General features: G+C 53.8%; 19 protein-coding genes and 1 pseudogene. 13 read left to right on the top strand and 7 right to left on the bottom strand.

Translation table 11 applies throughout. The annotated features are described in order from the left end of the window. Positions 1 to 659: 659 nt before the first annotated feature. The 5 genes from ACZRMH_RS17955 to ACZRMH_RS17975 all read right to left on the bottom strand — a co-directional run bounded on the left by ACZRMH_RS17955 (position 660) and on the right by ACZRMH_RS17975 (position 8,385). Positions 660 to 1,865: a hypothetical protein gene (locus ACZRMH_RS17955; protein ID WP_401369049.1), complete on the bottom strand. Its 1,206-nt coding sequence runs from the start codon at positions 1,863 to 1,865 to the stop codon at positions 660 to 662. Between the two features lie 112 nt (positions 1,866 to 1,977). After that, positions 1,978 to 2,958, bottom strand: a complete 981-nt coding sequence (locus ACZRMH_RS17960) for a hypothetical protein (protein WP_401369052.1) — start codon at positions 2,956 to 2,958, stop codon at positions 1,978 to 1,980. Then, positions 2,955 to 5,210 (bottom strand): tyrosine-type recombinase/integrase, encoded by a 2,256-nt coding sequence (locus ACZRMH_RS17965; RefSeq protein ID WP_052750658.1) that lies wholly within the window; start codon positions 5,208 to 5,210, stop codon positions 2,955 to 2,957. Before ACZRMH_RS17965 ends, ACZRMH_RS17960 begins: the two co-directional genes overlap by 4 nt. Then, positions 5,207 to 7,453 (bottom strand): hypothetical protein, encoded by a 2,247-nt coding sequence (locus tag ACZRMH_RS17970; RefSeq protein ID WP_401369057.1) that lies wholly within the window; start codon positions 7,451 to 7,453, stop codon positions 5,207 to 5,209. The genes ACZRMH_RS17965 and ACZRMH_RS17970 overlap by 4 nt, the downstream gene beginning before the upstream one ends. Before the next feature lie 14 nt (positions 7,454 to 7,467). Beyond that, positions 7,468 to 8,385 carry a deoxynucleotide monophosphate kinase family protein gene (locus tag ACZRMH_RS17975; RefSeq protein WP_401369060.1) on the bottom strand — a complete coding sequence of 306 codons (918 nt, stop codon included), beginning with the start codon at positions 8,383 to 8,385 and terminating at the stop codon, positions 7,468 to 7,470. A gap of 118 nt (positions 8,386 to 8,503) precedes the next feature. On the opposite strand from ACZRMH_RS17975, the pseudogene ACZRMH_RS17980 reads away from it, so the two are divergent. The 7 genes and pseudogenes from ACZRMH_RS17980 to ACZRMH_RS18010 all read left to right on the top strand — a co-directional run. Further along, positions 8,504 to 8,842, top strand: a pseudogene (locus tag ACZRMH_RS17980) (dTMP kinase); the annotation flags it as partial. Further along, a complete protein-coding gene (locus tag ACZRMH_RS17985; RefSeq protein WP_464014566.1) occupies positions 8,835 to 9,821 on the top strand; it encodes a DNA polymerase III subunit delta' in 987 nt (328 codons plus the stop codon). The pseudogene ACZRMH_RS17980 and the gene ACZRMH_RS17985, both read left to right, overlap by 8 nt. 32 nt (positions 9,822 to 9,853) lie before the next feature. Further along, entirely contained in the window at positions 9,854 to 10,645 is a 792-nt protein-coding gene (locus ACZRMH_RS17990) for a TatD family hydrolase (RefSeq protein ID WP_464014567.1), read from the top strand. A gap of 440 nt (positions 10,646 to 11,085) precedes the next feature. Continuing rightward, entirely contained in the window at positions 11,086 to 11,727 is a 642-nt protein-coding gene (locus ACZRMH_RS17995; RefSeq protein WP_019827947.1) for a TetR/AcrR family transcriptional regulator, read from the top strand. Positions 11,728 to 11,852: 125 nt separating this feature from the next. Continuing rightward, complete coding sequence (locus ACZRMH_RS18000; protein WP_464014568.1) at positions 11,853 to 12,821, top strand: GTP 3',8-cyclase MoaA; 969 nt, start codon at positions 11,853 to 11,855, stop codon at positions 12,819 to 12,821. A gap of 230 nt (positions 12,822 to 13,051) precedes the next feature. Next, a complete protein-coding gene (locus ACZRMH_RS18005; RefSeq protein WP_464014569.1) occupies positions 13,052 to 13,657 on the top strand; it encodes a DUF4823 domain-containing protein in 606 nt (201 codons plus the stop codon). A gap of 15 nt (positions 13,658 to 13,672) precedes the next feature. Next, positions 13,673 to 14,236 (top strand): DUF1285 domain-containing protein, encoded by a 564-nt coding sequence (locus ACZRMH_RS18010; protein ID WP_464014570.1) that lies wholly within the window; start codon positions 13,673 to 13,675, stop codon positions 14,234 to 14,236. A 52-nt stretch (positions 14,237 to 14,288) separates the two neighbouring features. On the opposite strand, the gene ACZRMH_RS18015 is transcribed toward ACZRMH_RS18010, so the two are convergent. Beyond that, entirely contained in the window at positions 14,289 to 15,353 is a 1,065-nt protein-coding gene (locus tag ACZRMH_RS18015) for an NAD(P)-dependent alcohol dehydrogenase (protein ID WP_464014571.1), read from the bottom strand. A 179-nt stretch (positions 15,354 to 15,532) separates the two neighbouring features. Here ACZRMH_RS18015 and ACZRMH_RS18020 point away from each other — a divergent pair, with 179 nt between their 5' ends. Beyond that, the gene (locus tag ACZRMH_RS18020; protein ID WP_095003166.1) at positions 15,533 to 16,426 is read left to right on the top strand and encodes an AraC family transcriptional regulator; all 894 of its coding nucleotides are present in this window, start codon (positions 15,533 to 15,535) and stop codon (positions 16,424 to 16,426) included. Between the two features lie 160 nt (positions 16,427 to 16,586). On the opposite strand, the gene ACZRMH_RS18025 is transcribed toward ACZRMH_RS18020, so the two are convergent. Next, positions 16,587 to 18,251 (bottom strand): electron transfer flavoprotein-ubiquinone oxidoreductase, encoded by a 1,665-nt coding sequence (locus ACZRMH_RS18025; protein WP_464014572.1) that lies wholly within the window; start codon positions 18,249 to 18,251, stop codon positions 16,587 to 16,589. Between the two features lie 547 nt (positions 18,252 to 18,798). Here ACZRMH_RS18025 and ACZRMH_RS18030 point away from each other — a divergent pair. The 5 genes from ACZRMH_RS18030 to ACZRMH_RS18050 all read left to right on the top strand — a co-directional run bounded on the left by ACZRMH_RS18030 (position 18,799) and on the right by ACZRMH_RS18050 (position 22,607). Beyond that, a complete protein-coding gene (locus tag ACZRMH_RS18030; RefSeq protein WP_153327758.1) occupies positions 18,799 to 19,548 on the top strand; it encodes an electron transfer flavoprotein subunit beta/FixA family protein in 750 nt (249 codons plus the stop codon). Between the two features lie 2 nt (positions 19,549 to 19,550). Then, the gene (locus ACZRMH_RS18035) at positions 19,551 to 20,480 is read left to right on the top strand and encodes an electron transfer flavoprotein subunit alpha/FixB family protein (protein ID WP_464014573.1); all 930 of its coding nucleotides are present in this window, start codon (positions 19,551 to 19,553) and stop codon (positions 20,478 to 20,480) included. 139 nt (positions 20,481 to 20,619) lie between these two features. Then, a complete protein-coding gene (locus tag ACZRMH_RS18040; RefSeq protein WP_464014574.1) occupies positions 20,620 to 21,438 on the top strand; it encodes a substrate-binding periplasmic protein in 819 nt (272 codons plus the stop codon). Positions 21,439 to 21,447: 9 nt separating this feature from the next. Next, positions 21,448 to 21,804: a DUF4398 domain-containing protein gene (locus ACZRMH_RS18045; RefSeq protein ID WP_464014575.1), complete on the top strand. Its 357-nt coding sequence runs from the start codon at positions 21,448 to 21,450 to the stop codon at positions 21,802 to 21,804. Beyond that, the gene (locus ACZRMH_RS18050; RefSeq protein WP_464014576.1) at positions 21,801 to 22,607 is read left to right on the top strand and encodes an OmpA family protein; all 807 of its coding nucleotides are present in this window, start codon (positions 21,801 to 21,803) and stop codon (positions 22,605 to 22,607) included. Before ACZRMH_RS18045 ends, ACZRMH_RS18050 begins: the two co-directional genes overlap by 4 nt. Positions 22,608 to 22,835: the final 228 nt, after the last annotated feature.

Below are 22,835 nucleotides of genomic sequence, written 5' to 3' on the forward strand. Positions count from 1 at the left end.
AATGATCGCGCGCTCTTCAACGCTGAGTTCGGAATAGGACATAGGGGCAGCACCGTACCGGAAAGGTCAGGTGTTGCACTCAGTTTTCGCGGCCGCCGATGTCACAATCTGATCATAGATCGGGAGTAGGGCGTATTCAGGCTCAGCGCGCGCTCCATGCAAAGTCGTGATTCGGGCCTAGAGGCCCGGCTCGCTTTACGTGCCGCCAGATATCTCAGGACATGGATGGGCTGTTCAACTCTTTAGGTGCCCCATGGCTACCGCAACTATCACCGCGTCGTGATGGTCGCAATAGCCTAACGCCTTGTAAAATATCCCGCGTGCAACGGCAAGTTCGACTGGCTGTTGGCCTGGCTAATCTCACTGCATTTTCTTGGCTGACCTTTTGAAACTCTCTGGATTCAGGTCGTCTGGGTAGATTGGAGTGTGCATAGCAATTCTCGAGTAGCATCAGGGAATCGACTGCCCACTGACTACGTCGAAATGCGTTCGAGGAGGTGTGGCGCAACCTCAGACATTCGCCAATGCGAAGCGGCCGCTCGAGCTGGGTAATCCGAAGAGAACAAAGGCATCATGCCGTCTGTCATCTTTTCAGAGATCCTCGAGCAGTCGACACTTTTAATAACGGACTGGAGCCAGCATAAAGATTCCGTCACTTATTAAGCTTCATCATCTACTCCATCAGGAGGCTGAATAGACATCTTACCGAACTCTTCGATCTGTCGATGGATATTGAATTCCTCAGTGATGATGTCGTTCAGTCGACCTTGCTGGGTTATCACCAGCACCCGAGCAAAATCTAGGTAGTGCTTGTAGGTCGTCCTAATATCACCATGCCCCATCTGATTGACCAGCACCTGCGCGAATGCCGCATCTAAAACATCGGAAATTGGATTGAGCAAATCCTTTCCTCGGTGTTGGATCATCATCATAGTCGGCCACCAATGACGCGCCTGATAAAAATTGTTCGTCGTACGGAACGACTGATCCTGCTTGTGTGCAAGCTCCACCGCATATGTTGTTGCATCCGAGATCATCTTCTCGGTCACAGGCACCCCTGCTTTTGTAAGAAACAGAACATCCGGAGAGCAAGGACGACCATATTTTTCCTTAAATTTTCTCTTGCGGGCTGGATATTCCTTCTCGGTGTAGTTCTTATAAATGTCGGACAGTGCATACGCCGGGATGTGGATAGTACGGGGCTTACCTCCCTTCCCCACCAGTGTGTATTCAAACTTTTTTTGCTCCTTGGCCATCGAGTCATACGGCATGATGTGCCGATTAGGGCCCTTCCCCACATAGGGAAATTCGCAAAGCTCCATAGGCCTGAGAGCAGTGGCTAGCTCAAAGCAAAAAAGGGTCGCATAGACGGTATCCGGATAGGAGGCAATTAGCAGTTTAATCTCATCATCTGTGATCAAACTTTTGTGTCGTTTTTGCCTGGATTGTCTGTCTAAAACACGAATCGGATCGACGTCAAGAACGACTTTTGCACGTTTCTTTACATAGTTCAAAAGGGATTCGCTCTTGAAGTTTGCGATCCAGTTTTTGTACGAAACGTTGACTAGCGTAGAAAAGTCATGTTTTATCAGCCACGCAAAATAAGTGTATACAATAGTGGCATCTTCAAGAATAGTGGCTGAATGAGGCTTCAAACTGTTAGTACTTACTCTCTTGATTTTCCTAGCAATCTGCCATTTCTTAATGTCAATATTGGAAACAGTGGTGTGATAGTTGCCTGGGTCGGTGCTTCTAAATTTATTCTGAGTAGAAAGGAAGCGATAAAACGCAGCGATTACGGTGGCGTATCGTTTAGAAGTTTGCTCTGAGGAGCGGGTCACCGAGTGCAGGTAGTAATTGACCATACTAACCAAAATAATCTTAGACTTTACGTGAGCGACGAGAACGTAATGCGTAACCTCTGTACTGAGTATTGAGCTTACGTACGTCATGCGTCGTATCTTAATGTTTAGCATATCACTCGGCCCTGAAAACTTGAATACCGTCAAAACCCCAGTCAATTTGAGGGACGCGAGCTTTTGACGCTTCTTCAAATTCTTGAGGTGGAACCTCTCTAAAATTGAATTTCTGGAACGCAGCCGCAGATGCCACGGATTTTGAGAACGGAATGTGCAACGTCACGGAGGCAAATCCTATTAATTTACGGAGCAGTTCTTTAAGTTCGGCTTGGGCAAAAACCGGTGCCTGAATCGCTACTATAAGAATGCCTTCTTTTTCTGGAAGCCCGCTGCAGAAGTTTTTGAAAGCGGAAATATAACGCTCCTGAAAAATATGGATCTCTATTTTTTCAGGGGATGGAAACTTTTTAAGGGTTTTTATATGAGCATCTAACTGCCTGTCCTTAGCATGTTCAAAGGCATCATAATCATTGCCTTTCAAGTTCATATCAGCAAAGCTTATAGTCAGCGCCAAGAAATTTTTGGCATTCTTGACTGGGCGCGTTGCAGTGCTGCTGCATAATATTTGATGGGCAGCGAGATCAATCGTTAGTCTAGTGTTTTTTACCTGCGCTCCCAACAATTGACGCTTGAGCATTTCATTATGCTTACTCTGGTTCTCAAGAGTGGCAGTCATCTCTTTGGCTTCGAACATCATCAGGTCACTGTTCATTAGCGTAGTCAGATGCCTACTTATGGCAGACTCGATGTCTTTCGGATGCTGAATTTTCATCGCTTTAATTTCAGCTCGCAATTGGTCTAGATCATGTTCCCGCCTTGCAAGAAGGTCTTGAGTAGCTCCTGTGTCATCGACTAGCAGAGGAGCAATCGATTGACCTTGGCTGAAGGGTTTGAGATCGTTATAAAAGCGGTTGAAAGCTTGACGCGTGATGCCGGCGCGCTCCGAAAGAACTCCAATCTGGATTTTCGTCAGCCCATGTTCCAGTTGATGCTCCTTGATGAGGGAGATCAGCCGATTCCGGGTATCTTGACTACTCATACATGAACCTCTAAGGCTGGTATTAATTCAGCTTGCTGGCTGAGTTTGTTGAGATGGTTAGTGTTGGAGGAAATCTTTTCAAGTATCGCCTTTCTGGATTTGTCACTAAGGGAATTACCGCCTTTCTCAAGGATATTCGTATAAAATTTAATGTTGTCTTCCATCGCACGCTGGGCCTTTTGGACGATCACCGCGTGCTCGCAGCTTGGATCGCAGCTCGATGGATTTGGTGGAAGCCCTTGTACATTGCCTTTTCGATGTACAAGACAAGGGGGGAGGTTAGGCGAAGAATAGGTTTGTGTACTTACACAAAAGCTACCAACAGCCGTTCGATGGATAAACAACGGCTGTCCGGATGACAGCAGATGTGACACATAAGTAAGAATGGTGAGCCTTAGATGCCTTCCTTCAAATGCCCCTTTGTTAGCGTTGATGCGTTCAAGCAGGCGTTCAGCGCCAGGGCCGGAGGAGGTGCCTGTCTGAATCGCAGTAATCAAGTCGGCAAATTCGGCGGCATAATTCTGCTCGATTGCTGTTGCCACCGTACGGACAAGATACGGGTTTCTGCCAATGTACTTAAGGGTCATGGTGTAGCTTTTATGACCAAAAAGTAAGCGGATGATGTCGATGTTGCGTTCATTGCGATTGATAAGGATCTCTGCAATCGTCTTCCGGAAGCGATGGACATGAATCCGATCGACACCCGTATGCAGTTCGATCTGGCTGATGATTTTGCCTATCGATTTTGTAGTGGTTGACTGTTTCGGGTGGGAGCGGCCGAATGATTTTCCTGACCGGAAGACGTAAGGGTTATCTTGAGAAGTCGTAATAACTCGAAGATTTTTAAGTTCTAGAATTCTCTGGGCAAGGAAATGGGGCAGGGGTAGTTCATCTACCTCACCGAAGTTTGGATCTTTGGCCGTCTTATAACGAGTCACTCGCAGAACATAATCTTTAGGGGCGTCGCGATCCGCATAAACATCGTCAAATTTGATCATGCGAATTTCACTGGCGCGTAGGCCTGTGAGAATACCTATCAGAATAAAAACGGCATTCCTTACGTGATCTAATCCGTCGGCATAGGACTTCGCCCACCAATATGAGACGCTCCGCTCTGGACGGCCATTCCGTAGTACGGTTTCATCTTTGCACGTCGTTTTCATGACGGTGCGGCCTTCGATCTCGATATTTAATTCTTGCTCGATTAATGGATCAGGCTTCCCTCTGGAAACGCATTTCTTACGATAAGCATCCAACCTGTTGTCGATAATGAATGCATTAGCTCGCAAAAGACACGGCAGCGCTTTCTCTGTCCAAAAGCACGCATAATCAAGGAGCTTGCCTAGCTCTGACTCGGTAAAGGGTATCCAGCTTGAAAGTCTACCGGTAAACGCATGCGCGACTTGCTTTCGACGCTCAGTTGTATTGATGCACTCTAAGCCTACGCCGAGGTGCAGATTCTTAGGGAGGAGGTTCTGAGAGCTCAGTGTGCTCCATGTCTTTAAAATTCTGAAAAGTTCGGAAAACTTTTGGTAGCCTTCATCCTTCAGCTTGTCAAGTGACACATCTAGCATTCTGCTATTTATAATTTGGAGCGATTCTGGATCCCCGCTAAGGAAGTTCGGCTCTAGCACATAGCGTGAAAGTAACGAAAAAGCTTTAATGTTGAATATGGAGGTGCTGTAACTTCTGGTATTATGAAAAGGCGAGTTCTCGGGAAGAAAATGCCATGCTAGTGCCTTTTTAAGTGCTGCTCGGTGCTCGTTCGGCTGGTTGAACAAAATTTTAGTTGCAATACCCCATTCATCTTTGAAAAGCACCCAAGTGTTTTCGCAGTAGAGTGAGTAAGCGGAGACGGGAAAATTGCCGTCTGGGTCGAGTCGAAGGCGCTCAGCAAGAGTATCCTGGATAGGAGCATTGAATTCCTCGCTATCTCTCAGCAGCTCTTCGAGTGCAAGCTGGGCCTCAAGTTCATCATCTTCGATGAAATCAATTTCTTTGTCTTTTTCATGTATTTCATCATCGAAGTCCTCTTCATCGTCCCTCGCAGTCACGAACTGATCCTCTGATGCATTCAGTGAAAATTCAGATGCCGCTCTGTAACCTGATATGCTGTGCTCCGTCGAGCCAGCGGATTCATCTAATGTGTGGTGATCTGTACTGGGACTCATTGCAGGAATCGACTTTTCGCCATTTCCAGCTTTTATGGATGCTAAGTATTGGGCGTCGAAGTCCTTAGGAGGATAATTCATTGCATGTCCTCCTCTTCAAAAATAACTTGCAGGATTTCAAGGTCGCGGGGCAGCAGGGGGGAGTTACGCCGTTGGTACCTAGACGCCTCTCTGATTAGCTCTGGATCGTCCCAATTGTCCAAGATAGAGCTGATGATTTTGAGCTCCGTGCTGAAGGTGTTGCTATAGTCCGATTCACCTTCTTGCGGGTCGTCCAAAATCTCCTCCAAGTGGATCTGACGCTGAATGAGGAATGGAGCGGAGTCATCGAAGATGTTGCACTGCTTGCAATGTAGGCAGTTCCTGATGCTGTAACAGCGCTCGCCAGGTTTCACATAATTTCGTGCTCCAGGCCACGTTGGGTTACGTTGATTCATGCAAGCCCAAAGTGCCTTCTCCATGCCTGGAATATGAAAAACCTTCATAGGTAGGTCTACTGCCTTAACTTCAGCGTAACCGAGCAATCCCTGATATTGACCTTGACGGAAGAGATCCAACAGCGTTTCAAGCTCGGAGCGTAGTCGTTGCTTAGCAGCTCTCAAGGCTTCTGGAGAGCTGGTGTAGTGCTCATCTGTTACTAGTAGATCCGCATGCCCCATTTGCAGCGCAAGCAGGCCCAGGCTCGCCCCGTGCTCCTGCTGTTGCTGATACGCCCAAGTAGCTCTCAATCGTTTAGTTAGTTGAGAGGTCTTGGTTAAACGTTCGCCCTTCTCATAAATAGGATACTCACGCAAAAATTCGGTCACGCCTTGGTTAAACGCTTTGCTGTAAGCAATTGATGTATGTCTTCCACCTCTCATTCCCCAGTTTTTCTTTTCCTTAATGCACAGAAACAACTGATTGAGGTCGTCCTCGGTCATAATGAAGGGAATGGCATCAAATGCCAATCCAGCTAATGGCTTTGATAACTCGTTCGCAAGCTTCACAAGATTGTAGCTGGAGTATGCATCGACTTTACTGCTGACTGCTATTATCTCCTTCGGGGCATAAAATGGCTTGCCGATCCCTTGCGAACGGTTTTTTTCTGACTGAATGACAGCTACCGCTTCTTTCACTGCACCTGTTAATGGGTGTTCAAGATTTAAAAAGTCAATGGCAAGAACGGTTTCCTTGTTCCAGTTAGATTGCAGCATGATAAACATTACTATACAGGCCATATCAACGATAGACGGATAGTACATTCTAAGAAATTCGTCGGTATTGCTGACTTGGATGGGGTACTTTTTGTGGCGAAAATGCGTAAGGCGCAGCAGTATAACGTCAACAATGTTTTTGCATGTTTTTAAGGACATATTGGCTTCAAAGGTATATCTCGAGGCTAACTCTTCCTTCGAAATATACATTGGGAAGCCATTTTCAAGGAATGTCTTTACCAATCTTGCTGGATCTGGGTTCCAATGGTGGAATAATCTAGCTTGGAAATGATCCTTTGGATTTTCAACACTATATTGCGAGCCTTCGGCTTCGTAGATCTTCATAATCTTCGAGCGGATCTGTTTTCCTTGAAGTAGGCCCTGGAGCTCTTCATCATTACTAGCTTTGATGCGCCATCTAATTGGCAAATTTAGAAGCGGCAGTTCGTTGTCGAGGCACATTTGTACCCATTCGAAAAATTCAGCTCGCGAGTATTTTCTGTTAACAGGAGCGAGAACCTCTTCCATTGTGTAGGGATGAGCGGATTCGACATGTTTTCGAAACTCAATTTTTTCGTAAAGTTTATTCACATGCGTTGTAAGCGCGTATTTAACCGCATCATACGTGCCGTCTATCAGGGGGCTGGTTGCCTTCGGATTTCGCGCCTCGGTTCGGCCCACACCCAAATTCAATTGAGGCAAATCAAGTCCCAAGTTTGCAGCAGCATGAAGCATTGATCCAAGATTGCTGGCTATCGAGTCTGGATGCCCATTTTCAATTGCCCAACTACGGAATCGAGAAAACAAGCTGTGCGTGATCTGCCCATAATGCCAAAGCTTAAAAGGTTCTGAACAAGTCTTGTTGTACTCTATAGCGAAATCAAAAAAAATACTGATGCCACCACGAGGTGATGACACTACCCCGCGCCTATGAGTCCTTGCGAAAATCGTCATGACAAGGTGCATCGCTATGCAAATATGCTTGTTTACATCCCAAAAATGGTGCCCTTGATAACTGCACTCAATATTAAAGCCGTCAAGGGTAGTAACCAATTCGTACGGGCTTTCAGTAATTGGCTTGAATAGACCATGCACGCTTCGTGGTGTTAATGGTTTTATTGTTTTACTCATTAGGCTTGGCCGCGTCAAAGAGTGGACTTGATGGTCGTCCAGGCAGCGTTAACTGCCCGTTCGTATTCATCGAGCGTGCCTGTGTTGTAAATGGTCAGATCGCCCTCTTTGATGGCAATCCCGCTTTCTGAGGGGTGTGGGTTAACTGCTTTTGCGCTTGGGCGAATTATGTGCCAAATCTCACCGCCGAGTTTACGAATATAATCGGCTTCGTTCTCGAATCGAATGTCTTTGATGATAATTAAAGATTTGCCACTAAGGTTGATCTCGCTTTTGTAGATTTTTTTTTCTGCGGTGAGTTTAAGGTTCTCAGTCAGTTGTTTTTCGTTTTTAAATTTGTGTTTGGTGTTTTGAATATTCATGTGAGCATTCACATGTGATTGGTATTGTGTGTCAAAATTAGGAAAGTCCCGATGAACCAGTGCCTTGATGTGTTCTACCAGCTCTGCAGGAGTAGCCTCCCACAGCTCGTCCTCAATGTGTTTGGCTTCGTTCAACTGTGAATCAGAAAGGCCAAAAATCGCTTGAGTAGCGAGAGTGAAGGGGCTGTTGGGATTATTCAAGGTAGCCGTTATGTTCGAGGAAGCCGGGGTCTCCCTGCAGGCTGGGGCTGTGGCGGATGAGATAACAGGTTGATGGTTGATCTCGCGGTCAGCACGCTTCAACCAGTGCAACGGATCACGCTCCCGCATCCACTCAGTACCTACATGTTGAAACAGTTGCCGAGGTGAACGGCCCCAAGAGCTAAGAACTACCTCTTTTGCGTTATCATCCCAAGTCTCTGTTTCCGTTAGGCCGAATAGCGCCTTGCAGCCTTCCTTCAAAGGATCAGCCAACGCATAGGTCGCTACCTCTGGATGGGCCATAAGAAGGGCAGCTGCAGTGTCCTTCCCTGAGCGGGCTTTGGCGGCAAGGCCGAGGATCTTTCTCATCGGTGAATCTCCTGAATGGCCCGGATCTATTGGGTTCTGGCGGTTAGCAAGTCGGTTTACATATAAAGGTATTACGAAGTATATCATGGTGTTTACATTGGACTCTATTCCGAAACAAGATGCCACCTACGCCTATCAGGGCGGTGGCCGGGGCTTGTCTCACGAGCGTATCGCAGCCCTGGAAACTTTTGTGCAAGGTGCGCTGCGTCCTGATTTGACCCTGGTATTTGATTTGCCGATCGAAGTCGGCATGGCCCGGGCCAGTGCCCGGGGTCGGCTGGACCGTTTTGAACAGGAAGGTCGCACCTTCTTCGATGCGGTGCGCAATACCTACCTGGAGCGCGCCAAGGCTGAGCCCGGGCGTTATCGCCTGATTGATGCCGCACAAACCCTGCAACAGGTGCAGGGCCAACTGGATGCCTTGTTGCCAGAACTGTTGGGCATGCACCGTGGCTGAGGCCTATCCGTGGCAAGACAACCTGTGGCAGCAAATGGCCGGGCGGGCGCAGCATGCCCATGCCTATCTGTTGCACGGGCCTGCGGGCATTGGCAAGCGGGCGCTGGCCGAGCGCCTGATGGCCAGCCTGCTGTGCAAGCAGCCGGTGGGGCTTGAAGCCTGTGGGGCATGCAAGTCCTGTTCATTGCTGGCGGCTGGCAGCCATCCCGATAACTACATTCTTGAGCCTGAAGAGGCGGACAAGGCAATCAAGGTCGATCAGGTTCGCGATCTGGTCAGCTTTGTGGTGCAGACTGCCCAATTGGGTGGGCGCAAGGTGGTGCTGGTCGAGCCGGTGGAGTCGATGAATATCAACGCTGCCAACGCCTTGCTCAAGAGCCTTGAAGAGCCGTCGGGCAACACCATCTTGCTATTGGTCAGCCATCAGTCCAGTCGGCTGCTGCCGACCATTCGCAGTCGTTGCGTACAGCAGGCCTGCCCGCTGCCGAGCGAGGCGTTGAGCCTTGAGTGGCTGGCCGGGGCCTTGCCCGACGCCAGTGATGCTGAGCGTGCCGAACTGCTGACCCTGGCTGCAGGTTCGCCACTGGCGGCCGTCAAGTTGCAGGCCCAGGGTGTTCGCGAGCAGCGGGCTGCGGTGGTGGAGGGGGTGAAGAAGCTGCTCAAGCGCGAGCTGTCAGCCAGTCAATTGACTGAAAGCTGGAAAGCTATCCCGCTGCTATTGCTGTTTGACTGGTTCTGCGATTGGTCGAGCCTGATCCTGCGTTATCAGCTGACCCAGGACGAAAACGGTCTGGGGCTTGAAGATATGCGCAAAGTGCTGCAATACCTGGCGCAGAAGACCCCACAGGGCAAGGTGCTTGATATTCAGGACTGGATTCTTGCCCAGCGCCAGAAGGTGTTGAACAAGGCCAACCTTAACCGTGATTTGTTGATCGAAGCGCTACTGGTGCAATGGGCAGGCCTGCCCGGCCAGCGCTGATCTGATTGAATTGATAGACAGGTATTTTTTGTATGCTGGTTGACTCCCATTGTCATCTCGATCGTCTTGATCTGAGCGCCCATGACGGCTCGCTGGACGCCGCCCTTGAGGCTGCGCGTCAGCGGGGTGTGGGGCATTTTCTGTGTATCGGCGTCAGCGCCGACAATGCGGCCGATGTCAAAGCCCTGACCGAGCGCTATGCCGATGTGGATTGTTCGGTGGGCGTCCACCCGCTGGACGTGCAGCCGGGTGCAGCGCCGGCGCTGGACTGGTTGCTGGGCGAGTTGAATCACCCGCAGGTGGTGGCCATTGGTGAAACCGGTCTGGACTATCACTACGAGCCTGAAGCTGCCGAGTTACAGCAGTTGTCGTTCCGGGTGCACCTGCAGGCCGCTGAAAAGACCGGCAAGCCAGTGGTAATCCATACCCGTGGCGCCCGCGCCGATACCCTGGCCCTGCTGCGTGAAGCGGCATTGCCCCAGGCCGGAGTACTGCACTGCTTTACCGAAGACTGGGACATGGCCAAGGCGGCGCTGGACATGGGTTATTACATCTCGCTGTCGGGTATCGTCACCTTCCGCAATGCCGACGCCCTGCGCGACGTGGCCCGGCAAGTGCCTGCAGACCGCTTGCTGGTGGAGACCGACTCACCTTACCTGGCCCCGATCCCCTATCGCGGCAAACCGAACCTGCCACAGTACGTACGTGAAGTAGCTGAGTTTCTGGCCATGTTGCGCGGTGAGTCCTACGAGCGTTTCGCCGAGCAGACTACCGAGAACTTCAAGCGTCTGTTCCCGCTGGCTCGGGTTGCGCAAGCATTCTGATGTGGGAGCGGGCTTGCTCGCGATGCAGTCGACGCGGTTCCAATACAAACCGAGCTGGTGCGATCGCAGGCAGGCCAGCTCCCACAGTTGGTGTGTGATGCTTCTGAAATCGGCAGGCAAAAAAAAACCCGGGCTCTGGGGAATCCGGGTTAAGACCATTAGGAGTAAAACAAAGGCACACATTCCGTTGCTGCCTAGATCGGCGAAACACTTTGGGGGGGATGTTGCGCCGACATGTTAAGTATTGGTCAGCTTTGTCGAACTGCCAGTCACGATTGATCGTTTTTTAAACAGATTTGGAATACCCGAGCTTCGCTTGAGTGCTCATTTTGCCTTGGGTAAAACGTTTGAACCCAACGATATGCAGGATGATCCGTGCAATTTAGCGTGACTAATGCATAATACTCCGCTTCGATTTTGACCCCAACAGACCTTTTCTTATGCACAAAGAACCCCGTAAGGTCCGTGAGTTTCGTCGCCGCGAGCAAGAAATTCTCGATACCGCGCTCAAGCTGTTCCTCGACCTGGGTGAAGACAGTGTCACCGTCGAGATGATTGCTGATGCCGTGGGTATCGGCAAAGGCACGATCTACAAGCATTTCAAGTCCAAGGCCGAGATCTACCTGCGCCTGATGCTCGACTATGAGCGTGATTTGAACGAGCTGCTGCATTCCGCCGATGTGGATAAAGACAAGGAGGCGCTGTCCCGTGCCTACTTTGAATTCCGCATGCGCGATCCGCAGCGCTACCGGCTGTTTGATCGCCTTGAAGAAAAGGTGGTCAAGGGCAACCAGGTACCTGAACTGGTCGAAGAACTGCACAAGATCCGCGCCTCCAACTTCGAGCGACTGACCCTGTTGATCAAGGGTCGCATCAGTGAAGGCAAGCTCGAAGACGTGCCGCCTTACTTCCACTATTGCGCGGCCTGGGCCTTGGTGCACGGCGCGGTGGCGCTGTATCACTCGCCGTTCTGGAGCAATGTGCTGGAAGATCAGGAAGGCTTCTTCCAGTTCCTGATGGATATCGGCGTGCGCATGGGCAACAAGCGCAAGCGCGACACCGACACCCCGGCAGTAGAGTAATCAGGGCCGGTATTCGCCTTCTTTGCTTATGGTCTTGAGGCTTATACTGAAGCTTGGGTCTTGCAAAAACCTGATTTATGAGTCAGGTTTTGCAGCGGCCCATTTTCCCCGCGCCGGAGTGATCCATGATCGTCGATCGCCAAGGCAGACGTTTTCGCAATTTGCGTATCAGTCTGACCTCTGCTTGCAACTACGCCTGCACTTACTGTGTGCCCAACGGCAAGCGGCTGGTTGCGGCGCAGGATGAGTTATCGGCCGAGGCCATGGTGCGTGGGGTGGCCTATCTGATTGAAGCGGCGGGCATCGAACGCCTGCGCATAACCGGCGGCGAGCCGCTGGTCAGCCCCAAGCTTGAAACCTTTATGCGCGAAGTCGGCCAGCTGGGCTTGAGTGATATCAGCCTGACAACCAATGGCCAGTTGCTTGCGCGCAAATTGCCCTTGCTGGTGGAGGCGGGCATTCGCCGTCTTAACGTCTCTCTCGATACCCTCGATGCCCAGGCGTTTCGCAGCATAGCCCGTGGCGGCGATTTGCCTACCGTGCTCGACGGTATGCAGCAGGCCCGCGAAGCGGGAATCAAGATCAAGGTCAATATGGTGCCTTTGCGCGGGCAGAACCTGGATCAGGTCATGCCGCTGCTGGATTACTGCCTTGAGCGCGGCTACGAGTTGCGTTTTATCGAGCTGATGCGCATGGGTCATCTGGCCAGTGACGGTAATGCCTTCCTGCAGCAGTTTGTCAGCCTGCAACAGTTGCTGTCGTTGATTGGCGAGCGATATGAATATCAGCAGGCAGATGCGCCAATCGATGCCACGGCGGTGCGCTACCAGATTCCGGGCCACGGTTATTTCGGCGTAATTGCCAACGAAAGCGTGCCGTTTTGCCGAACTTGCTCGCGCCTGCGCCTGTCTTCCACAGGGTGGTTGCACGGTTGCCTGTCTTCCAGCAATCGCCATTATGTGGGTGATCTGCTCAACAAGCCGCGCCATCAGGCGTTGCCAGCGCTGCAAGGTTTGCTGATGAAAGCCCTGGGTGACAAGCAGGATGTGGCTTTCTCCGGTGGTGCCACGGTGATGAAAATCATTGGCGGCTAATTCTGTCTTGTGAGGGAATCAGGTGTGGGTAGCGCCGCAAAACCTGTTGCAGCTGGCTTGCCTGCGATGCAGGCGATCTGGTCTGTCAGGCAAACCGCATTGATTCCATCGCGAGCAAGCCCGCTCCCACAATGCCCTAGCAAGTAAGCTGTGTTCTGCGCAAACTGGCGCGCAATCTGCATTACGCGACTATTCGCCGGTTTTCTGTCACCGGCCATCGGGAGAACGGGATGCGTGGTCTGATTGTGTGGCTGGCTTTTTTGGCGCTGGGCGGATGTATGACGGTCAGCGATCTGGGTGAAGGTGCGCGCTACCAGATGAGTGACGCGGGTCTTCTCGATCACAGCAATACCCGGCGCAGCAATTCGCTGCGCATCCAGCCCGATTCCTTTATCTATATCGCTCAAGGGCCGTTTGCACCCATCGGCGACCCTTACGTGCGGCCCAATATAGTGGCCGAAGAGGCCTTTAACGGATTTGTCGAATACTTCCCGATGGTGCGCCGCGCCAAAGCGCCCCTGGGGCTGGAGCAAGCGATGACCGAAGCCCGGGGCTTTGGCGCGCATTATTTGCTCTACACCCGCTTTGCCCGGGCCGACGACCGTATCGGCAACAGTGACGAATGGCTCGATCAGGAAGAAATCAGCCGACTGGGCATCGACAGCGGTGTCATTCAGGTGATGCTGATCGAGACCAGTACCCAATACTTGATCGATACCGCCACCATCCGCAGTCGCGGCGGTTTGCTGACGTTTCATGACAACAAACCTGCCGACTTGATCGGCCCGCCGCTCGCCAAGTACGCCCGCAGCTTGATAGGCTTGAGCGATGAATAAGTCGAGGAGAGCACCATGAGCGAACCGGTAGACGTCAGCAATTTGTTGGCGCAAATCCCAAAGGCCGACAAGGGCCTGCCGCCCGTTCATTTGTGGGATACCGCGTTTTGCGGCGACATCGATATGCGTATCGCCCGGGATGGCACCTGGTACTACATGGGTACGCCGATTGGCCGCAAACCCATGGTCAAGCTGTTCTCGACCATTATCCGTCGCGACGGCGATGATTATTTTTTGATCACTCCGGTAGAAAAGGTCGGCATCAAGGTTGATGACGCACCCTTTGTCGCGGTTGCCGTGGAAGTTGAGGGTGAGGGGGAGCAGCAAGTGCTGCGCTTTACCACCAATGTCGACGAGTTGATCAGTGCCGGCAGCGAACATCCGCTGCGTATCGTCATTGACCCGCAGACCCAGGAGCCTGCGCCTTACGTGCATGTGCGGCGCAATCTTGAAGCGCTGATTCACCGCAATGTGTTCTACCAATTGGTCGAACTGGCGGTGGTGCGCGAAGTTGACGGCCAGCGTTGGCTGGGCGTGTGGAGCGGTGGGGAATTTTTCCCGATCGGGCTGGAGCCTTAAGTCGCTCAAGGGAAGCCAGAAAACCGGCTGCCGTTGAGCGTTCTGTCAGCCTTTAGGCTTTCAGGGTTTTCATATCGATCACAAAGCGGTATTTCACGTCGCCTTTGATTACGCGTTCAAAGGCTTCGTTGATATTTTTGATATCGAGCATTTCGATGTCGCAGGTAATCCCGTGTTCAGCGCTGAAATCGAGCATTTCCTGGGTTTCGGCGATGCCACCGATCAACGAGCCGGCCAGTACACGGCGCTTGAACACCAGGTTGAAGGCGTTCAGTGCCGGCTCAACCGGTTCGATCAAACCCACCAGAATATGCACGCCGTCAAACGCCAGGGTTTCGAGGTACGGGTTGAGGTCGTGCGGCACCGGAATGGTGTCCAGCAGGAAGTTGAAGCTACCGGCCGCGGCTTTCATTTGCTCGGGATCGGTGGACACGATCACATGGTCGGCACCTTGACGGTAGGCTTCTTCGGCCTTGGCCTGGGAGCGGGTGAACAGGGTCACTTCAGCGCCCATGGCCTTGGCAAACTTGATGCCCATATGGCCCAGGCCGCCCATGCCCAGAATGCCGACCTTGTCGCCCGGCTCTACGCCGTAGTGTTGCAGTGGCGAAAAGGTGGTGATGCCGGCACACAACAGTGGTGCAGCACTGGCCGGGTCGAGGTTTTTCGGGATGCTCAGTACGAAGTGCTCGCTGACGACCATATTGCTAGAGTAGCCACCCATGGTCAGCGTGCCATCAATGCGGTCCGGGCTGGCGTAGGTCTGGGTCATGCCTTCCAGGCAGTATTGCTCCAGGTCTTCCTTGCAAGCCGAGCAGGTGCGGCATGAATCGACCATGCAGCCCACGCCGACAATGTCGCCGACTTTATGCTTGGTGACTTTGTCGCCAATGGCTGACACCTTGCCGACGATTTCATGGCCCGGCATCAGCGGGTAAGTCGCGAAGCCCCAGTCATTGCGAGCCTGGTGAATGTCGGAGTGGCAAACGCCGCAGTACAGCACTTCGATCGAGACGTCGTCCGGTCGCGGTGCGCGGCGGTTGAACTGCATGGGCGCCAGTGGCGCCTTGGCATTCTGGGCGGCATAACCGATAGCGTTATAAGTAACAGTGGACATGAGAACCTCGCGAAACGTTGACTGTGAACAGGGCGCAATTTTGCGCTTGGAAGTCTTTCAGGACTATGACGATTCCTCCGCCTGTCATGCCTAATACTCCGGATTGACGGGCTGGCTGTCGCTTTATTGACCAATTCTGCGAAGATGCGGCTGTCTATTCCTCTTGTGAACTTCTCTCCATGCTTTTGACCCGTCACCGTGACGAGAACGCCGCGCTGGTGTCTTTGATCGAACCGCTGGCGACACAAACCGGTTTTGTGTCGACCTTGTTGCCTGAAGTCCGGGTGGTTTCTGCCTGTCGGGTGGTGGCCCGGATGCCGCAGATTTATGAGCCTAGTCTAATGGTGATCGCCCAGGGCAGTAAGTTGGCCTATCTGGGTCAGCGCACCCTGGAGTACGGCGCAGGGCATTATCTGGTGCAGGCGCTGGCGGTGCCTTTTGAGTGTGAAACCTTCGCTTCAGAGGAGATGCCATTGCTGGGTGTTGCTATCAGCATTGATCGCGCCGTACTCGGGGAACTGGTGCTGGCCATGGGCCTGGCCCCTGACCGCAGTGCGGTGGCACAAACCCCGGAGTCGATGACCTCGGCGGTGCTGGATGATGATATGCGCCAGGCAGTGGAGCGTCTGTTGCGTTGCCTGCATGACCCGCTGGAGTGCCGGATCATGGGGCAGGCACGGCTGCGCGAAGTGTTGTTCGCGGCATTGCGTGGTCCGCAGGCAGGCGTGTTGCGGGCGCTGGTCGAGCAGCAGGGGCAGTTTGCCCGGGTGGCGGCGTCATTGAGTTACCTGCACGAGCACTTCGCGCAGCCGCTAAATGTCGAAACACTGGCTCGTTGCGCCAATATGAGCGCGTCCACCTTTCATGAGCATTTCAAGCGCAGCACCTTGCTCTCGCCGGTGCAGTACCTTAAGCGCCTGCGCCTGTTGCGGGCGCAGCAGTTGCTGTTGAGTGAAGGGCTGGGTGTGGCGCAGGTGGCGGAGCGGGTGGGCTATCAGAGTACTTCGCAGTTCAGTCGCGAGTACAAGCGCTACTTTGAGCGCAGCCCGGGGCATGAAGGGGTGGGGTGTTAGCAACTGCGCCGGATTTTGTGCCAGCGGGATTGCTCGCGATGCAGGCGCTGCGGTCTGTCTGGACGACTGCGCTGATGCAATCGCGAGCAAGCCCGCTCCCACAAGGGGTAGATGTATAAGCCCACACAATAAAAAGGCTCCCGAAGGAGCCTTTTTTGACTTACATGTTCGGGTAAGTCGGCCCGCCGCCACCTTCCGGGGTTACCCAGGTGATGTTCTGCGATGGGTCCTTGATGTCACAGGTCTTGCAGTGAACACAGTTCTGCGAGTTGATCTGGAAGCGTTTCTCGCCGCTTTCCTGGGTGATCACTTCGTATACGCCCGCCGGGCAGTAACGCTGCGCAGGCTCGTCGTAGAGCGGCAGGTTAACGCTGATCGGGATGCTCGCATCACGCAGCTTGAGGTGGCACGGCTGTTCTTCTTCATGGTTGGTGCTGGAGATAAATACCGAGCTCAGCTTGTCGAAGCTCAGTTTGCCGTCCGGCTTCGGATAGTCGATCTTCTTGCAGTCTTTGGCCTGCTTGAGGCACGCATAGTCCGGCTTGGTGTCATGCAGGGTAAACGGCAGCTTGCCGCCGAAGATGTTCTGATCCATCCAGTTGAAGCCGGCACCCATGATCGGGCCGAACTTGTGCATCGCCGGGCCGAAGTTGCGGCTGGCAAACAGTTCGTCAAACAGCCAGCTGGCCTTGAACGCTTCAACGTAAGTGTCGAGTGCATCACCGCCTTCGCAGCCAGTCAGCAGCGAGTCGGCCACGGCTTCTGCTGCAAGCATGCCGGACTTCATCGCTGTGTGGCTGCCCTTGATCTTGGCCACGTTCATGGTGCCCAGGTCGCAACCGATCAGGGCGCCACCGTTGAACACCATTTTTGGCAGCGAGTTCAGGCCGCCTTTAGCCAGGGCGCGGGCGCCGTAGCTGATGCGCTTGCCGCCTTCCAGGTACTGTTTGAGCACCGGGTGATGCTTGAGGCGCTGGAACTCGTCGAACGGCGACAGGAAGGTGTTGCTGTAGGACAGGTCAACGATCAGGCCGACAACCACCTGATTGTTTTCCAGGTGGTACAGGAACGAACCGCCGGTGTTTTCGCTGCTGATAATGTCCAGCGGCCAGCCTGCAGTGTGCACCACCAGGCCCGGTTGATGCTTGGCCGGGTCGATTTCCCAGATTTCTTTCAGGCCGATGCCGTAGTGCTGACTGTCGGCGTCGCTGTCGAGTTTGAAACGCTCGATCAGCTGTTTGCCCAAGTGGCCACGGCAGCCTTCGGCGAACAGGGTGTATTTGCCGCGCAACTCCATGCCCGGGGTATACAGGCCTTCCTTGGGGTTGCCCTCGCGGTCAACGCCCAGGTCGCCGGTAATGATCCCGCGCACCACATTGTTTTCGTCGAACAGCACTTCCTGAGCAGCAAAGCCGGGGTAGATCTCTACACCCAGGTTCTCGGCCTGCTGAGCCAGCCAGCGGCACAGGTTACCCAGGGAGATGATGTAGTTGCCTTCGTTGTGCATGGTTTTAGGCACAAACAGGTCAGGCACCTTGGTCGCGGTGCTGTCACTGCGCAGTACATAGATATCGTCGCGGGTCACTGGAGTGTTGAGCGGAGCGCCCAGTTCTTTCCAGTCCGGGAACAATTCGTTCAGGGCGCGAGGTTCAAACACCGCACCGGACAGAATATGAGCACCGACTTCGGAGCCTTTTTCAACCACGCAGACGCTGATTTCTTTACCGGCTTCGGCGGCCTTCTGCTTCAGGCGGCAGGCGGCGGACAAACCGGCAGGGCCGGCGCCGACGATGACCACGTCGAATTCCATGTATTCGCGTTCCACAGGTTCTCTCCTACTCAAGGCTCAACGGTGTTTTTCTAATTGGAGGTTTGGCACTTCATCCATTATTCCCTCGACCCGAGGTGGAAGACGCAATGGATGACGCACCGCTCTCTCTATATGGGCGGGCATTATATCTACACCACTAACAGCGTCCAATACAAACGTTTGTTTGAATCTGCTGAAAGCCAGATAAATCAAAGACGCACGGCTTAAAACTGGCCCATTTGCTGTATTGACCGCAAAAGGCGTTCCGGTCAAGATACGAGCGGTTTTGCGCTCGCCGTAGGCTGATTGTTGGTTTCAAGAGCACCTCTAAAGACAGGGCATAGGCACAAGCCTGTAGGAGCCTGCCATTTTTTGAGCGGAGTTTACACGTCCTTTCGGTGGATGACTTGTTAGTCACATCGGACAGACGGTCGCACGGGGAATCGCCGGTACTCGTCTATAAGCAAAGCAACGATCTTTGGAGGTGCCCTTGTGCTGATGAGCATCAACCGCCAGGTTCGCCTAGGCGACTTTCTTTTCACCGGAGAGTAACGAGGAATCCATGAAGGTTCTTGTAGCTGTCAAACGAGTGGTCGATTACAACGTTAAAGTTCGCGTCAAAGCGGATAACTCCGGCGTTGACCTCGCCAACGTCAAGATGTCGATGAACCCCTTCTGCGAAATCGCTGTGGAAGAAGCCGTACGCCTGAAAGAGAAAGGTGTTGCGACTGAAATCGTCGTCGTCTCCATCGGCCCGACCACTGCTCAGGAACAGCTGCGTACCGCGCTGGCACTGGGTGCAGATCGCGCCATTCTCGTCGAGTCCGCCGAAGACCTGACCTCGCTGGCCGTGGCCAAGCTGCTCAAGGCCGTTGTCGACAAGGAACAGCCACAGCTGGTAATCCTGGGCAAACAGGCCATCGACAGCGACAACAACCAGACTGGCCAGATGCTGGCTGCGCTGACCGGTTTCGGTCAGGGTACCTTCGCTTCGAAAGTGGAAGTGGCAGGCGACAAGGTTGCCGTGACCCGTGAGGTTGACGGCGGCGCGCAAACTGTTTCGCTGAAATTGCCGGCAATCATCACCACCGACCTGCGTTTGAACGAGCCGCGTTATGCGTCCCTGCCAAACATCATGAAAGCCAAGAAGAAGCCGCTTGAAGTGCTGACGCCAGATGCACTGGGCGTTTCCACGGCTTCCACCAACAAAACCCTGAAAGTCGAAGCGCCAGCTGCACGCAGCGCGGGTATCAAGGTCAAGTCGGTGGCTGAACTGGTCGAGAAACTGAAAAACGAAGCGAAGGTAATCTAATCATGACTATCTTGGTAATCGCAGAACACGACGGCAAAACGCTGGCTCCAGCCACGCTGAACACCGTAGCCGCTGCCGCTAAAATCGGTGGCGACATCCATGTTCTGGTTGCAGGCCAGGGCATCGGCGCTGTGGCTGAAGCTGCCGCAAAAATCGCTGGCGTAGCTAAAGTACTGGTTGCTGACAATGCGGCTTACGCCCATCAGTTGCCGGAAAACGTTGCTCCACTGGTTGCCGAGCTGGGCGCTGGTTACAGCCACATCCTGGCTGCTGCCACTTCCAACGGCAAAAACATCCTGCCGCGCGTTGCTGCGCAACTGGACGTGGACCAGATCTCCGAGATTATCTCGGTCATCAGCGCTGACACCTTCACCCGCCCGATCTATGCCGGTAACGCCATTGCTACCGTGCAGTCCACCGCACCGGTAAAAGTGATCACCGTACGTGCCACCGGTTTCGACCCGGTAGCCGCAGAAGGTGGTTCGGCAGCCGTTGAAGCTGTTGCCGCGGTTCACGATGCAGGCACTTCGTCGTTTGTTGGCGAAGAACTGGCCAAGTCGGACCGTCCTGAGCTGACTGCCGCCAAAATCGTCGTTTCTGGCGGCCGTGGCATGCAGAACGGTGACAACTTCAAACTGCTGTACACCCTGGCTGACAAGCTGGGTGCTGCTGTTGGCGCATCTCGCGCGGCAGTGGACGCAGGTTTCGTACCCAACGATATGCAGGTCGGCCAGACCGGCAAAATCGTTGCGCCTCAGCTGTACATCGCGGTCGGTATTTCCGGCGCGATCCAGCACTTGGCGGGTATGAAAGACTCCAAGGTGATCGTTGCGATCAACAAGGACGAAGAAGCACCGATCTTCCAGGTGGCCGATTACGGTCTGGTTGCGGACTTGTTCGAAGCCGTACCTGAGCTGGAGAAGCTGGTTTAATCCAGTTGCTTCACTTATAAAGGGCCCGGTTATCGGGGCGGAGGGGAAGGGCGGGGCATTCAGTGCCTTGCGTATTCTTCACGGCCCGGGTAGCCGGGCTTTTTTATGCCTGTCAATTGTGCGGATGGAGCGTGGGGATATGGATATACGTCAGATCAGCAGGCTGCTGGTGGGTTTGGCATTCTTGCCATTGCTGTCCGAGGCGGCGGGCAAGTGTGAGCGCTTGATCGTCACTGGCAGCCCCGATGCGCCACCTTATCTGTGGCGTGATCCTGGCGACCCGGCGCATTTGATCGGCGCCAGTGCCGACCTGATACAACAGGCGGGCCAGGAGTTGGGGGTCAAGGTTGAGGTCCTGTATGGCGGCAAGCGCGCCCAGGCGCAGGACGAAGTGCGCACCGGGCGCATGGACATGCTGCTCGATGCGCCGCTGACGGTCAGCGGGCTGTCGTCGTTCGACTACATACACCCGCCGCTGGTGCGTAACGACTACCTGGTGTGGACGCGCAAAGATTCGACCCTGGTGTACGAAACGCCCGCAGACTTGCACGGGCATAAGGGCGCAGTCTCGGAAAAAGCCCGTTTAAGCGAAACCTTCAACGAGTTTGCCGAGCACCAACTGACCCTGGAACGCCAGCCCGGCCTGACCCAGGCTTTTCAGAAGTTGCTGCTTGGCCAGGCCGAGTACGTCCTGGCCGGGCGCTACTCTGGTATGGCCACAGCGCAAACCCTGGGCATCGCCGATGACCTTTTGGCGCATCCGCAGCCCATTGATCAGCCGGGGCTGTTTTTGGCGGTTTCCCATGACTCGGCCTGCAATGAACCGTGGTTGCGCGGACAGCTCGCCAAAAAGATGACAGAATTGCCCGCCTCCGGCCTGACCGAGGCTGCATTGCAACGCAATCTAGAGCGGTGGAAAGCCCAGTTGCAACAACCGCTCAGCGCCCCAAAACAGTAGGAATCCCTAGTGACAATTCGACCTCTTTTCGCTGCCCTGGCCGTTTTGGCTCTGGCGGGTTGTGCAGCCGATCCTGCGCCGAATGAACAATTGCGTTTGACCGAACAAGCCTTGGAGCAAGCCAAGGCAGTGGGTGCAAAAGCCGATGATCTGGCTGAGCTCAAGCAAGCCGAAGACAAGCTGGCCCAGGCGCTGGCAGATATGGCAGATGAATCCTACAAAGACGCACGCATGCAGGCCGAGCAGGCCGAGCTTGATGCCCGATTGGCCGAAGCGCGCGTGCTGACGCAAAAAAGCCAGGAACAATTAAACGTGCTCAATACCCGCATCGCGCGCTTGCGCAAACAACTGGCGGAGGCGCAATGAGCCTCAAATCAGCAGGTTTTATGGGGGTGCTGGTTGTCGGCCTGACCGGTTGTGCCAGTCATCACAACAGCGAACAAGCCTTGCAGCAGGCCAGTACGGACTTTCAGGCCGTCAAGGAAGATACCAACGTGTTGCGTATCGCGCCCAAGGACGTGATCCGCTCCGGTGAATCCCTGGCCCGTGCCGACCGGTTGTCCAGCTACTGGGGCAGCGGCGAAGATGTTGCCCACTACGCCTACTTGAGTCAGCGCTATAGCGAAATCGCCCGTGAACACACCCAGCAGGTGCTTAACGAAGAGCGTGCGGCCAAGCTCGAACTGGAGCGTCAGCGCCTGCAACTGGCCTTGCGTGAAGCCAAGCTGTTGAGCGTTCAGCAACAGGGCCAATGGCTGGAAGAGCAAATCATCAGCCTGGCCACTACGCAGACCGACCGTGGCCTGGTCATGACCCTGGGCGACGTGCTGTTCGATACCGGCGAAGCCGACTTGAAAAACTCGGCCAACCGCACGGTGCTCAAGCTGGTGCAGTTCCTGCAATTGAACCCCAAGCGCATTGTGCGGATCGAGGGCTACACCGACAGCACTGGCGGTTCGGAAGATAACCTCAAGCTGTCCCTGGCCCGTGCCCAGGCAGTGGCCGATGTGCTGATCGACCTGGGCATCGACGAAAAACGCATTCAGGTGGAAGGTTATGGTGACCAGTACCCGGTGGATGTAAACGCCAGCGAACGCGGCCGGGCGCAGAACCGCCGTGTTGAAATCGTCTTTTCTGACGAAAAAGGCCAATTGGGCGCTGCGCGCTGAAACCGGGTATGTATCCACTGTGGGAGCGGGCTTGCTCGCGATTGGAGCGGCTCGGTGTACCAGACGGACCGCATTGCTGCCATCGCGGGCAAGCCTCGCTCCCACAACAGCATTATCCGCACCCATACAGTTCCCCCCGCACTCGGGGTGTACGGCTTAGATAAGTGACAACTGTGCCCGTACACTTCTAAACTGTTCCGGTATTGTTCCTCATAAAAACAAAGCCTG

This window comes from Pseudomonas sp. B414 (genome assembly GCF_055408445.1).